Source organism: Okeania sp. KiyG1, assembly GCF_014132355.1.
In the GTDB taxonomy this organism is placed as follows: Bacteria; Cyanobacteriota; Cyanobacteriia; order Cyanobacteriales; family Microcoleaceae; genus Okeania.
On the sequence record NZ_BLZO01000025.1, the window covers coordinates 66,548 to 80,349 of the forward strand.

Annotated in this window: 11 protein-coding genes, 1 tRNA gene, 1 pseudogene and 1 other annotated feature; of the genes and pseudogenes, 3 read left to right on the top strand and 10 right to left on the bottom strand. The window is 37.9% G+C overall.

All coding sequences use genetic code 11. From position 1 onward, the window contains the following. Positions 1–65 precede the first annotated feature (65 nt). On the bottom strand, positions 66–428 hold the full coding sequence (locus SAGCYANO_RS03010) for a zinc ribbon domain-containing protein (RefSeq protein ID WP_202218727.1): 363 nt from the start codon (positions 426–428) through the stop codon (positions 66–68). Between the two features lie 786 nt (positions 429–1,214). On the opposite strand from SAGCYANO_RS03010, the gene SAGCYANO_RS03020 reads away from it, so the two are divergent. Together SAGCYANO_RS03020 and SAGCYANO_RS47260 are read left to right on the top strand one after the other, a co-directional pair. Continuing rightward, complete coding sequence (locus SAGCYANO_RS03020; protein WP_255502445.1) at positions 1,215–2,012, top strand: Rieske (2Fe-2S) protein; 798 nt, start codon at positions 1,215–1,217, stop codon at positions 2,010–2,012. Positions 2,013–2,029: 17 nt separating this feature from the next. Then, positions 2,030–2,173, top strand: a complete 144-nt coding sequence (locus SAGCYANO_RS47260) for a hypothetical protein (RefSeq protein WP_255502446.1) — start codon at positions 2,030–2,032, stop codon at positions 2,171–2,173. An 875-nt stretch (positions 2,174–3,048) separates the two neighbouring features. Here the strand turns inward: SAGCYANO_RS47260 and rplL are convergent. The 8 genes and pseudogenes from rplL to rplS all read right to left on the bottom strand — a co-directional run bounded on the left by rplL (position 3,049) and on the right by rplS (position 8,202). Further along, complete coding sequence (gene rplL / locus SAGCYANO_RS03025) at positions 3,049–3,453, bottom strand: 50S ribosomal protein L7/L12 (RefSeq protein ID WP_202218729.1); 405 nt, start codon at positions 3,451–3,453, stop codon at positions 3,049–3,051. A 142-nt stretch (positions 3,454–3,595) separates the two neighbouring features. Then, a pseudogene (rplJ, locus tag SAGCYANO_RS03030) lies at positions 3,596–4,167 on the bottom strand (50S ribosomal protein L10). 212 nt (positions 4,168–4,379) lie between these two features. Next, positions 4,380–4,569, bottom strand: a sequence feature (ribosomal protein L10 leader region). A gap of 243 nt (positions 4,570–4,812) precedes the next feature. Continuing rightward, the gene (gene rplA / locus SAGCYANO_RS03035; RefSeq protein WP_202218730.1) at positions 4,813–5,529 is read right to left on the bottom strand and encodes a 50S ribosomal protein L1; all 717 of its coding nucleotides are present in this window, start codon (positions 5,527–5,529) and stop codon (positions 4,813–4,815) included. Between the two features lie 116 nt (positions 5,530–5,645). Then, positions 5,646–6,071, bottom strand: coding sequence for a 50S ribosomal protein L11 (gene rplK, locus SAGCYANO_RS03040; RefSeq protein WP_202218731.1), 426 nt, complete (start codon positions 6,069–6,071; stop codon positions 5,646–5,648). Further along, a complete protein-coding gene (nusG, locus tag SAGCYANO_RS03045; RefSeq protein ID WP_202218732.1) occupies positions 6,071–6,745 on the bottom strand; it encodes a transcription termination/antitermination protein NusG in 675 nt (224 codons plus the stop codon). Before nusG ends, rplK begins: the two co-directional genes overlap by 1 nt. Then, positions 6,742–6,966, bottom strand: coding sequence for a preprotein translocase subunit SecE (gene secE / locus SAGCYANO_RS03050; protein WP_124146810.1), 225 nt, complete (start codon positions 6,964–6,966; stop codon positions 6,742–6,744). The genes nusG and secE overlap by 4 nt, the downstream gene beginning before the upstream one ends. A gap of 679 nt (positions 6,967–7,645) precedes the next feature. Beyond that, positions 7,646–7,718: transfer RNA gene (locus tag SAGCYANO_RS03055), tRNA-Trp, on the bottom strand. A gap of 100 nt (positions 7,719–7,818) precedes the next feature. After that, positions 7,819–8,202 carry a 50S ribosomal protein L19 gene (gene rplS, locus SAGCYANO_RS03060; protein WP_202218733.1) on the bottom strand — a complete coding sequence of 128 codons (384 nt, stop codon included), beginning with the start codon at positions 8,200–8,202 and terminating at the stop codon, positions 7,819–7,821. Positions 8,203–9,107: 905 nt separating this feature from the next. Here rplS and SAGCYANO_RS03070 point away from each other — a divergent pair. Beyond that, on the top strand, positions 9,108–10,868 hold the full coding sequence (locus SAGCYANO_RS03070; protein WP_202218735.1) for an EamA family transporter: 1,761 nt from the start codon (positions 9,108–9,110) through the stop codon (positions 10,866–10,868). 487 nt (positions 10,869–11,355) lie between these two features. On the opposite strand, the gene SAGCYANO_RS03075 is transcribed toward SAGCYANO_RS03070, so the two are convergent. Continuing rightward, positions 11,356–12,633: a trehalase family glycosidase gene (locus SAGCYANO_RS03075; protein WP_202218736.1), complete on the bottom strand. Its 1,278-nt coding sequence runs from the start codon at positions 12,631–12,633 to the stop codon at positions 11,356–11,358. Positions 12,634–13,802: the final 1,169 nt, after the last annotated feature.

Sequence of the window (13,802 nt, forward strand, 5' to 3'; positions counted from 1 at the left end):
GTTAACCGCCAGCGGTATAACGGGGGCTTCTCTTCGCAGATAAAGTTTCCTGTTTCCCCGGCAGACTAACGTCTTACGCCTCCACAGGCAGACAAGATGAGACCCACCTCGTTTAATGCTTTATTTAATATGTTGATTACAGCATTTGCCTCCTGTAGAGGAGCTATGCTTACATATGTTGTGTCCATCACTAAATTGCACTTCGGACAAGAATGAGTTCTAACTGACAATGTTTTTGATACTTTCTGACCGCAATTACTGCAATTAGTTGATGTATGATGAGGACTTACTTTGATAACATAACAACCGCGTTTCACCGCTACTGCTGCAAGTTTTTCCAGAAAAACTCCCCAAGCAACATCATATATTGATTTTGATAGTTTAGTGTTTCTAGCTAAACCTTTAATATTAAGGTCTGCCTTCGGCACGTCGCTCTGCGTCTACAACAGCAATTAAGTCATAGGACTTACGCAGATACGCTATATATAGTACTCATAACTATTGTCCAATAGTTACTGGACTCTATACACAGTGTCTTTGCGTAAGTCCTGAAGTCAGTCATTTGAGTAAATTCATAGCTAATCTCAAAACCTTTTCCAGTCAGTTAATCAGGAGAGATTTTAAGGATTATTTAGCAAGATTTTATCGGAAACCTGTACTGTGGACTGGTTCTGATCATGACTTACGCAAAGGTACTATATATAGAAATAAAAACTATTGGACAATAGTAACAAGCGCTATATGTAGCGCCTATGCGTAATTTATACTTATTTTGTTGTTAGTTGCGGAGGCGTAACATTGAACAACTTTAGGACTTACGCATGAACGCTATTTGTATGGGATTTTAGCGGTAATTTAACGGACAACAACCCTATAAATAGTGCTTTTTGTGATTCCTGAACTTAAAAAAATATTAGGACTTACGCAGATACTCTATATATAGCGCTCCAAACTATTGTCCAATAGTCTTTGGACTCTATAAATAGTGCCTTTGCGTAAGTCCTGAAATATGTTAAGCATCAAATAACTCCAACGCTAATTAATTAGTAGATTGGCAACTTCCCTCCCGTTAAATTGAAGATTATAACGGCAGACCCCTTGCCGAATAAGTTGGCAAGCCATCGCTATCCTATAGCACTACCAAATTACACACTCACTTTTGACTTATGCGTAGTTATACTAATAGCTGATTTTTGTCTACCTCTAACATAATTATGTATTCAAACCTGCCCAATAGTTGGTTTCGCGTTGCCAGAAGTGAAGATTTATCTGCCAAAGGAGTCATACCACTTCATTACTTCGGAAAAGACTTCGTACTATTTCGTACAGAAGATGGCAAACCTCATATTTTTGATGCTCACTGTCCTCACTTAGGCGCTCATCTTGCTCATGGAGGTACAATACAAGGCCAAACTCTGAGATGTCCTTACCACGGTTGGCTCTGGGATACAAATGGACAATGTGCTGCTATTCCTTATCCAGATAAACCCAAACCCAAAGCAAAAATACAGAGTTGGCCTGTACTTGAGCTTAATGGTCTCATAATGATGTACCATCACCATCAAGGAAAACTGCCAGACTGGGAAATACCTCAAATACCAGAATTAAATTCGGTTGAATGGACTCCCCTACGTTTAGTCCGTCAGTGGAAAGTCCGCACTACCCTTCAAGATTATATGGATAACAGTGTAGATGTCTCTCACTTATATAATTTGCACAGCCGTACTTTTAAAAGCGCTCATAGTCATGGGGTAGAAATTGACGGACCAATTTTAACTCATAGAATGTCTCAGAAATATAATTTATCTTCTTTAGCAGCAGGAAAATTAGTATTAGAAGATGGTTCAGTTACTACTATTTATTACGGACCTGCTTATGATGTGAGTTTTTACTGGACAGAAGGAAAGTTAAAGTTAGGTTTGTTAACTATTTTTACAGGTACACCTATAGATAATGAGTATCTTGATATTGCCATATTTTATAGTGTGAAAAAGTTCTACCTTTTCCTTTAAGTTTGATTTTAAATAAGATGTTAAAACAAGATGTTTTAGAAACTTTTGAACAAGATGTTAGTATTTTAGAGAATAAAAAAGATATTCATAATCCACCTTTATATCAAGATGATGGTCCTCTGCGTCAGTCTCGAAATTGGGCAAGTCAATTCTACTCTTGAAAAAGGCAGAAGGAAGAAGGAAGAAGGAAGAAGGAAAAGGGAATTACCTCAATGACCTAAAAATGGCTAGAACCCTGGTTCAATAATTGATAATTGATAATGGATAATTGATAATTATCTCTCCCTAAAACGGATAGGATTGAATAAAAGGAAAAAATTTATTCTCTTGGTCGATTGGATATGGCGAGGAAACCTCGCCATCCCTCGACCGCTTTTTCCCCTTTAAAGCGGAGGCTTTAAACCTGAATTATTGAATTATTGAATTATTGAATTATTAATTATTCAGTAATTAAGGATTTACGCCTTTTGATCTAAAAGACTATTCCTGTCTATATTTGAGCCTATTTTCTACCTCTATTTTGTGTAAGTCCCATTAGGAAAATTAGTGCGATCATCTTGCTCGCGTTATGAATCATCATAATTACAACTGATAACTGAAATGACCCGATTTCCTAACTATAGTGGCAACTTTTATAAACCCAAAAGAAAAAAACAAACCCAAAAAAACTTTTTCCTATTTCTCCTTTCTTCAAGTCTAGCAAAGTTAAAAATAAAACAGCCTGCATCCAACTACAAGCTGTTAAAAATTTCCTCAAAATTTTCTCTCAATTTAGAAAGAAATTCATCTAATTTTTGGTTTATTACTGATAGTTATAACAACAAAATATATAAACCAAGCATGACAAAAATATTCAACTCAGAACTAATATCATGTGCCCCTTCCAGGGGAGCTACGCTATCGGTAAAATAGTTATAATTATGCTTATATTTTTGCTCTAGCGATCAGACAAGTATTTAAAGGGCTAGAGCAAAACTACAAACAAAATTTTATTATAACTAATCACCCGGTTTTCTACTTTTGTCGTTATAACTAACTATTTAACTGTAACTTTAGCTCCTGCTTCTTCTAATTGCTTCTTAATATCTTCAGCAGCTTCCTTAGGAATACCTTCTTTAATTGGCTTAGGTGCAGATTCTACCAACTCTTTTGCTTCTTTCAGACCCAAACCTGTCAGGGCACGAACAACTTTAAGAATAGCAATTTTCTTATCTGAAGGAAACTCTTCAAGAATGGCATCAAATTCTGTCTGCTCTTCAGCTTCTTCAGCAGGAGCAGCAGCTCCAGGAGCACCAGGCATACCCATAGGCATCATCATGCCACCAGCCGGAGCAGCAGCACTAACACCAAAAGTTTCTTCTATTTGTGTAACTAATTCAGATGCTTCGAGCAAAGAAAGAGACTTAAGTTGTTCTAGAATTTCATCGGTTTTTGCAGACATTAGTAATCTCCTATTTTTGTTAGTTTGCGGTTATTTTTTGCTAGAAATTTGACTTTTTATTACCTTTAATATAGTTAAATTACTGGAATTATTCTCATAATAAAACTGATAGGATATTAGTCAAAAATTCATCTTTTTTGTGTTAGGCACCATCGCCTTGTTGTTCTTTTTCTGAGATTGCTTTAATAGCTCTATTTACAGAAGCTGGAACCTCATTAATACCAGTAGCAAGCTGAGTAGGTACAGCATTTAGACCAACAGCCAACTTAGTAGCTATACTGTTAAGAGCACCAGCCACTTTAGCAAGCAACTCTTCCTTAGATGGTAGATCGGCGATCGCTTTAACCTGGTCTTGATCCAGCAGTCGCCCTTCCATCACGCCACCCTTAAATTCTGTTTTTTGGTGGTTTTTTGGAATTCTTGGTACGCTTTGATAGCACCGCCGATATCATCTTTCAGGAATAAGAAAGCATTAGATCCTGCCAGCAACTGTTCCATAGGTTGCCAGTTAGCATCTTCTTTAACTGCAATTCCCATCAGAGTATTTTTGGCTATAGTGCAAGAGCTACCGGTAGGGAGTAGTCGTCTACGCAAGTCTGTAATTTCTGCCACGGATAGTCCGTGATAATCAACTACAAGTGCAAGCTGACTTTCACTCAAGTTTTGCTTGATGTCTGCCAACATCTCTTGTTTTTGTTCCTTCGTTTTGCCCATATTTATAGCAGTACAAAAATAGATTAGGACCAGGACTTACGCATAACCACCCGATTTAGTAGGGGCGAATGGCATTTACCCTTACAGATGGTGTATAATTCCATTTTTTGCGTAAGTCCTGAGGACGTTTATAAATCCTCAAACTGAGTCAGGTATTACTTCTGACTTCTGACTTCTAACTTCTGACTTGCGCGTAGCGCCATATCACCTCCTTGACAAACCAAAAACCCTGGCGGACTATACTATCTGCCAGGGCAAAGAATTATGAATCCAAAACAAGTAATTTAGTAGAGATTTTGACAAAAATCCCTTAATACCTGTTTTTGAATAGTTAATTCTTGAACCTCGGCAGGAAATTAAGCTCTTAGCACCTACTGTCTTCAGCTCTTTGATTTTGATTTTTTTAGCTTGAGAAATTTTATTTAACTAGCTATCAGCAATTAGCCAGCCTCCTATCGGAGGAACTTCGTTAACAGCCATCAGCTTTTAGTAGCTCTGGGAAAAATACCCGGTTTCCAATGTGCAGGATAGCCCTCGGAGGAGTTAAAATCTCCTTTCCGTTCCGGAATGCTCCGCAAACGAAGCCATTTCAAAAAAAACCTGCTGAAAGCTGACCGCTGACCGCTGACCGCTTACTTAAATAGACTAAGCTTCTGCTTCTAATTTTAGATCCCGCAGGGCGCTAACTTCAATTTGAATTGATGGTCCCATTGTTGCTGATACAAATATACTACGCCAATAGCGACCTTTTGCACCAGAAGGACGGTTACGGTCAATACAATCTTGTAAAGCCTTTAAGTTGATCAGTAAATCCTCTGCAGAAAAAGAAGCTTTACCAAACATAACATGAACTATACCTGTCCGGTCGGCTCTAAATTCTAACTTACCTGCCTTAAATTCGTCAATAGCTTGTGCCAGATCTAAAGTTACAGTACCCCCTTTAGGAGATGGCATTAAACCTCTCGGTCCTAATAAGCGTCCTAGTTTGGCTACTTGAGGCATCACATCAGGTGTAGCGATCAACGTATCAAAATCCATCATCCCTTTGCTAATTTCTTCAATTAGCTCCTCTGAGCCAGCTAAGTCCGCTCCTGCGGCCAGAGCTTCGTTAACTTTTTCACCTTTGGCAATGACAGCAATTCGGATTGTTTGACCAGTTCCTTTGGGTAGTGCAACTGTAGTTCTTAGCTGTTGATCTGTATACTTAGGATCGATCCCTAAACGAATATGAGCTTCTGCTGCTTCTGGGAATTTTGCTGTAGCTGTTTCTTTTAAAAGTTGAAGCGCCTCTTGAGGTTCATAAGGTCGCTCTTCTACTTTTTTTCTCAGTTCTTGTAATCTACGAGAGACTTTTTTTGGCATTTTATTCTCCTGGGGTACTTAACGAAGCTCTGCTTCTCCCCCTAAATATCAATTTACTTTTGCTTCTATTTCTACTGTAGAATGCAGATATTTCGGGACTGGATTAATTAATCAAATCAATCAGCAATCGTAATACCCATATTTCTCGCTGTGCCTGCTACAATTTTCATCGCAGCATCAATGTCATTGGCATTGAGGTCTGGCATTTTTGTTTGGGCTATTTCTTGCAATTGAGCTTGTGTAATTGAGCCTACCTTTGAACGATTTGGTTCACTTGAGCCACGTTCTACACCTGCTGCTTTCTTAATTAAGACCGCTGCAGGAGGAGTTTTCAGCACAAAAGTAAAACTACGGTCCTCATAAACCGAGATTTCTACTGGAACTACCGTACCAGCTTGGTCTGCAGTTTTGGCGTTATACTCTTTACAAAACGCCATAATATTCACACCATGCTGACCTAAAGCAGGACCTATCGGCGGAGAAGGGTTAGCCTTTCCCGCCGTAATAGCCAACTTGATCAGCGCCACGACTTTTTTTGCCATTATTTATGCTTTTCTACCTGATTAAATTCTAATTCTACTGGCGTATCTCGTCCAAAAATGGATAATAGCGCTTTCAATTTACCTCTTTCTGGACTTACTTCAATTACATCACCTTCAAACTCTTTGAATGGCCCTGAGAGCACTGTAATATGATCTCCTTCTGCCACTGTCACCTTGAGCATTGGGTCTTGCTCTTGAGCTCGTTTAAAGACTCTTTCTACTTCTGAAGGAGTTAGTGGTAACGGCTTAACATGACCACGACCCCTTCCGTAGCGACGCTTTTGTTCAGCCCCTACAAAGTTAATCACATGTGGGGTACTTTTGACAACCTGCCATGCTTCGTCATCAATTGTCCATTTTTTTTGTTCCTCTATCCAATTTAGCCTCATTTGTACTAATACATAGCCAGGAAAAACTTTTTCATCACTATGTTGGCGACTGCCATCTTTACGAAGCTTAACTGCGGGTATATGAGGTATTTCTATTTTAAATATTTTATCTGCAACATCAAGAGTTTGAATACGCTGGGTTAAATTAGCTTTAACTCGTTTTTCGCAACCAGAGGCCACTTGTACTGCATACCACCGTAATTCTCCTTTGAGAAACTCTCTGGAGTTTTCTTCTTCTTGGTTTGATTGCGTTGTATCTTGTGTTTCTTCTGGATATAATGTCATCCAAACACCACCCCAGCTGCCCAACTAAAGAACTCATCTACTAGATAAATAATTGTTGCCGAGAGAATAACCATTAACAGTACAGCAACAGACTCACTGATTAGCTGCTCTCTGCTTGGCCATACTACTTTATCTAGTTCTTCTTTTGTTTCTTTGAAAAAAGCTAGAAGCTGGAAACTTTCCTTATTTTCTTGTACTCTAACTTCCTCTTTTTTGGCCACAATAAATTATCTCCCTAAGTTGTGACGTTCTGCCTAGTTAAGCTAGCGCTATAACGAGGGGTTCCCTCCCTCACAGAAAAGGGCTTCCTGCGTTTGCTGGTTGAGCATCCTCGCGCGCGTCCACAAACTGCAACGATGAGACCCACCGCCGTTTTGTATTGTCCAGTTCTGTAATCACCTAGCTACCTTCTGTGATTTTACCGACAAATCAGTTCGGCTTTCAGGTGCGTATTACCGCTACTCGATTTGGGCATTAATTATAGCATAATTGATGTTACTTTACTGTAGAGATGAGTTTTGTTTCCGGTCGCAAGTCCTCTCCCGTTAAATCGGAGATTATAACAGGAGACCCAGAGCGACATTTAGTTGGATTTTGACTACTCCCCGCAGCTGTTGCCGAGGGGATTCTAAGTTGATACTACGCAACACCGATAAATCCTTGTTGCTTCGTTTCTCATGATTCTGACCAAAGATATGTTCTTTGGGGACGATGTCATTGTGCCCCTACACAGTCGGCTTAAGCTCTAAACTTAGCTTTCTGCTTACTTTTGTTTAAACGTTTGTACATCCAGATAATAGCACCGGACAACTAAAGAAGTCTTGTCTAAACGACTCGCTTGTTTTCATCCCCCGCTTAAAACACGCTTGCTCTCAACGTTGCTTTTCGGTAAGAATTAAGCGCGCCCTGGAGGACTCGAACCCCCGACATCAGGTTTTGGAGACCTGCGTTCTACCAACTGAACTAAGAGCGCATAGTTGAGGTCTTAGATTCAACCTTAATGACCTCTACTTAATGTACTATAACATAACTTTTCATCAAGTTCCAAATAATTTCTTAAACCATCTTGGAGACTATAAAGGGCGATCGAATCTTTGCTTCACACGAGTGGCCTTACCAACACGATCTCTTAAGTAATAGAGTTTAGCTCTACGGACTTTACCTCTACGGATTAATTTTATACTAGCAATCCTAGGAGAATGAAGCAAAAATACCCTTTCTACCCCGACACCTTGGAAAACACGACGGACTGTAATAGTTTCATTGATTCCTCCATTCCGCATGGAGATTACAGTACCTTCATAGGGCTGGACCCTTTCTTTTCCTCCTTCTATAATTTTGACTCCGACTTTGACAGTATCACCTACATAAATTTGAGGCAATTTCTTTTTCGAGCCTTGTTTAATGTTTTCTATTTCCTCGGCTTCAATTGAGCGAATTATTTCTTGGGCTGTCATAATATTCTTTAAAACTCACAATCTGTAAGTATATATCAATTATTATGAGCAACGCAAGCAGCAAAAAAATGATGAAAGACTGCCCATTGCTGATCGAATATTACTTTTGCTAGCTTGATGATTATGCCTTGGACATCTTAGTCAGTATTTGAGTCAAGACTTACCCATAACCATCTTATGTATTAGGGGTTAATGACCGTTAACCCCTACAAATGGTGTATAATCGCGTTTTTGCGTAAGTCCTGTGAGTAAAGAAAAAGGGTTGCCCTGCTCGCGTAATGGTAGATAATTCTTGGTACGGGAGCATCTTGCTCCCACTGCGGTGTCTCGTGACAAAAATAATGACAATGCACAACCAATAGGAAAATTATCTCCGTTAAAAAATAAACTTTCCGCATTAAAGCTTAATCATCTTAATATTAATGTGGAGATATTGTGGAGTTGACTACTCCCCAGACTCAAGTCACGGGGATTCTAAGTAGATACCACGCAACAGGATAAATCCGTCTTGCTTCCTCTATTCTTAGCTGACCAAAGATATATTCTTTGGGGACAAGTCAAAGTGCCCCTACACAGTCGGCTAAGGCTAATACCTAGCGTTCTGCTTACTTTTTGTTAAAAAAAATAGCACAGGACAACTAAAGAAGTCTTGTCTAAACGACTCGCTTGTTTTCATCCCCCGGTTAAAACACGGGGGCCTTCAACGTCGCTTTTCGGTAATATGTCCCAAATTTTATAGAAGCCATTTGGTATCTTGATTTGAGCCATGGAGTCGTCCGTGGGATAGAGGCAATAGGAGAAAAAGGTGGAAAAATATTCCCCATATTTATTCGTTCCGCCCCAATCCCAACGTACCTTATGGAGTGGGACTTTTCGCGGTATCAGTTAAAATATCTATAGGGAAAATGAATACTCAACCCCCAAATCGTGGAGCTGAAACTCCTAAATCACCAGAAGAAGTCCTGAAATTAGTGATTCAAGACTTAGATAGTTTTCGTCAAAATCTGACAAGTCAGTTAAGCCAAGATATAGACAAACTGAGAGTCGAGAAAGAACAGCTTAGTGAGGATGTAAGTAAATTACGAAAGCAATATGAACAGTTGCAATCTCAACAACTGGAATCTCTATCTCAGCGACAAATAGCCCAGCAACAATTATGGCTTAAACAACTAGCTCAGGTTTTGGCTAATAATTTACAAAAACAGTTAGGCCAAAAAATTAGAGATTTAACGGAGAGTGTCGATCCGGGACTACAACAAGCTGGTATTCCTGGGGGAGAGTTACCAATGACTAATCCTTTAAATGACTATTATGGGACTGCTAATGAATTTGGAGATTCTTTATCTAATGTTGTGAGTGGGACATTTGATGCATTAAAACAAGAGTTGGATAGTTACCAAAGTGACCTTTCTGTACAGTTAAATAGTATGCGTAGTATGGAACAGCAGGGTGAGGTCATTCTAGAAGCTTTGGTCAGTCGTCTTCAGGCACAACTGGAAAATAGTAGTGTAGTTTCATCTGGAACTTATGAAGTTTCTCAGTCTGGGTCTAAGAACTCGGCAAATACTACTTCTTCAGGAAAATCAATGTTGACGACACCTCCTGTGGAGTCCTCAGAAGTATCTCCTAAGTCCAAAACTGAGTCTACTGCCAAACCTAAAAAATCTGCTTCTCAAGTTCAGGTAGGTTTGATTTTGGCTTTACTTTCTGCAGCACTTTTATCTTTATTTAATGTTTGTATTAAAGTTATACTCAATACGCCTCCACAACCTAGTACAATTTTCGGCTTATTTCCGGTGGAAGGGTTGATAAATCCTAATGTTGGTAATTCTTTGTTAATTTTATTACTACGACTCATTGTAGTGATGTTGTTGATGCCTATAGTCGCAACATTTCTCTATCCTGCGGTTTGGAGCGATATTGAGCGACTGATCAAATCTAGAAATTTTTCTTTATGGTGGAAGGTTATTGGTAGTGCTTTCTTTTTGTTCTTATCTCAGGTATTGATATATATTTCTATAGGTAATATACCTACTGCTATTGCTATTACAATTTTCTTTATTTATCCAATTATTACTGTTTTAGTATCTTGGGGATTATTTGGCGATCGCCCTTCTATGGTAAGAATTTTTGCTATGGTTTTGATTGTTATAGGAGGGTTTTTAGTTCTTCCTAGTGGAGAGGGTGATTATCAACAAGGAATTTTGGCTGCTGTGGGTGCTGGAATTACTTTTTCTGGGTATGTTGTTCTCACACAAATGTCAGCTGGAAAACTTCATCCTATTCCTTTTAGTTTAGTGAATTTTGCCGGAATTTTTGTATTTTCTGCTTTAGGTTTGATGATGCCTTTACCTATAGAATGGTCGGTTAATATTAATATTGACCCTAGTGTTAATGTATGGTCTGGTTTAATTGTTGGTGGTATTATTCTGGGGATTTTAACACTTTCTAGTTATGTATTAAATAGTTTTGCTATTAGATTTGCTGGAGCTGCAAGAGCATCTATAATTGGTACTTCTGGTCCGGCTTTAACTGCTTTATTTGCTCTTTTTGTTATTGGAGAAGTTTTATTATTCAAACAAATTGTGGGAATGTTATTGGTAATTATTGGTGTTGCTGCGATGAGCTTTGAAAGAATGTTTGCAGCAAGGCAAAAAACAAGTTAATTTTGTAATTTTGTTTCAGAAATCTTGAAAATTACAAGGGTAGGAGTCAGGAGTCAGGAGTAGGGGAGTAGGGGAGTAGGGGAGTAGAGAGTAGTGAGGAGAAACGAGGAATTAATTAGAAGATAGTCAGATATATTTGTTCCTTGATTTTTCTGCTATTATTCTGCCTTCTATCCTAATTTTTTGAGGGTTTTCAACTGAAAACCAGACATTTTTTTCTACCTAAAAAGGCTAAATTCTTTATCTGTCAGTGCTTTTAGATTTGCTCGGTAAGCCCTGTTTAGATGTTGCTGTAATGGTAATAATATTTATTATTGATGGAATGTAAAATTGTGATTTTTCAGATAAATTCCAGACAAAAAATATTCAACATTCAACAACACCAAAATATCTATAGGACTTACGCAGATACGCTATATATAGCGCTTAAAACTATTGTCCAATAGAATTTACACTCTATAAATAGTGCCTTTGCGTAAGTCCTGATCTAAATATTGTCAAACTTTAGATGTTCCGCAAAGACTTTAAAAATAGCATTAGTCCAACCAAAGCCATGAACAGATGGACCATAACAGCCATCTCCAGCAATTTCCCCTACATTCACAACATTATACTTTTCCCAGAGGCTGTGTTCCTTAGTTTCTGTTCCATCTTGATTTGTGATAGAAATACCCTGATCGTAAACAGTGAAACAATTTTGACACCATTTTTGTCGAATTCGCATTGCGTCATCGTCATATCCATATTTCTCTAATCCCTCAACTACGATCCACTGAAGGGGTGCCCAACCATTAGGAAAAGCCCATTGCCTTCCTGATACTTCTTGCAGGGAAGTAACAAGGCCACCGTGATGTTCAAATACAGGTAGCCATTTTCGTACCATTTTCTCAGCTTGGTCTTTTTCCATTAGTCCCGCCCATAGGGGAAAAAAGCCTGCTAATGATAAATGTGGATTGCGTCTTTTTTTCTGGTAATTATAATCAAAGAAAAACTCGCGATCGCTATCCCATAAATACTGATTGATGAATTCTTTTCGCTTTTTTGCCCTCTCTTCCCACTCAGCTACAGAATCATTTTGTCCGAGAATTTTTTTAGCTTTAGCAATATCAAGTTCTCTAATATAAAGAATAGAATTTAAGTCTACAGGTATGTGGTCTAACCAAAGATCGTCACATCTTGTGGAATGATCCCAACCACTTTCACAACAAGCCAATTCGTGTAAATAATTTACATCAAAATAGCGGGATAATCCTATTGATGGTGAGTTTTTGTCAGGAAAAAAAACTAAGCGGTTATTATCTTTTGTTGTTGCCATCCAGACATTAATGTGTTCTTTTTCTGCTATTTCAGTCATCTCGGCTAAAAAAATTTTTGCTTCATCATCCCGCTTTTGAGATATCATTACGTCGTAAGCAAGCCACATCAATTGTGTAAAGAAAGGTGGTTGACTGCGAGAAGTAAAATAATATCTACTACCATTAGGAATAATTTCAAAACGCTCGAATAAAACAGCTAAATTTTTTGTCATATAAATAATGTATTCTTCATAGTCTGTTCCTATTAATCCGAGGGCTATAAAATAGGAATCCCAATAATACATTTCTTGAAACATTCCTTGATGGCTAGGAACTAAGTATGGATGAGGTAAATCAAGTAACGTACCACCTTTGTTTTCTTGTTTCTTAGCTTCACGCTGTAAGCTATGCCAATAGTTATTAATATATTCTAGTACTTGCTCAACTTGTTTTTTCTGTAAATTTTTCATAATACTCACTTTGGTTCAACAAAATTTTGGCGTTTGTGAAGCGCGTGTATGATATTAATCCTAATTATTTAGGAATCAGGAGTCAACCCACCCCTAACCCCTCCCAACCCACCCCTAACCCCGACCGTGGAGGGGAGGGGAAGTCAGGAGTCAGGAGGAAAGAAAGAAGAAGAAAGAGTAGTAGAAGGAGAAAGTTTTTTGTTTGCGCTCTTATCCGGACAAGATACCATACCTCTTTTCACCAACGCCAAAATTTTAAGACTACTAATAAGATAGTAATACTAATATATTAATCTTAAATTAAGTTTTTTATTCTTTAAAATGCTTACTTTAATACCAAATTCACGCAAAGGTAGTTACATCTTAGTTGATGATTTATTCCTACAATAAAAAATATAAATCCCATAAATTCTAACAATTCAACCTTTTTTTCCTCTTTGTTTATTCTATTTTTCTTTCCCTCCATACCTATTCCCTATTCCCTGTTCCCTATACCATGACTGTAGCAATATTTTATGAAATTGGTATAAGAGTAAGTATTTCCTGCGGAATGCTGCACAAATAGCATTTCTGTTTGTCATGCTACGCAAAAAGCTTTTGAAAGAATCAAGCAACGACTAAGGTTCGCTAATGACCAATTTCATTAATAACTTTTCATTCTTTTTCTAGACTAATTCTTCCTGCCAAAATAATGAGTTAATAACTTATAGCTGATAGCTGATGGCTGACCGCTGAATGCTTACCTTTAAGAAGATATGTTGAACTAATAAAAAGACTCAATATCAAGTGTTGTTCTCCGGCAATGGAAAAGAGATTAAGAGAATATTATTGGAGAAGAAAGAAAAAGTGTATGAGGACTTAAACTCCAACTAATTGTCAACACCCTGTAGACAGTGGCGTATTAAACCTAGAAAGATAATGGCTAATAATAAAAATTATTAAAAGTTAGAAATAGGTATATTTTAGTCAACTTAACTACTGGCTACTGATAAGTACTAAAAAGACTTTAAGTTTTTGTCGCAAACATCGTTCAGAATAGTATGGTATTTCTAAAGTTAATGTTCTCCTCTAAATGTTGAAAAAATATATCCAGAAAAGAGGGAGTAGGGATTAGCGGGAAAGAATTGATAATTTCTGTGCGATAGTTAATTTTATTTTTGATTATCGGA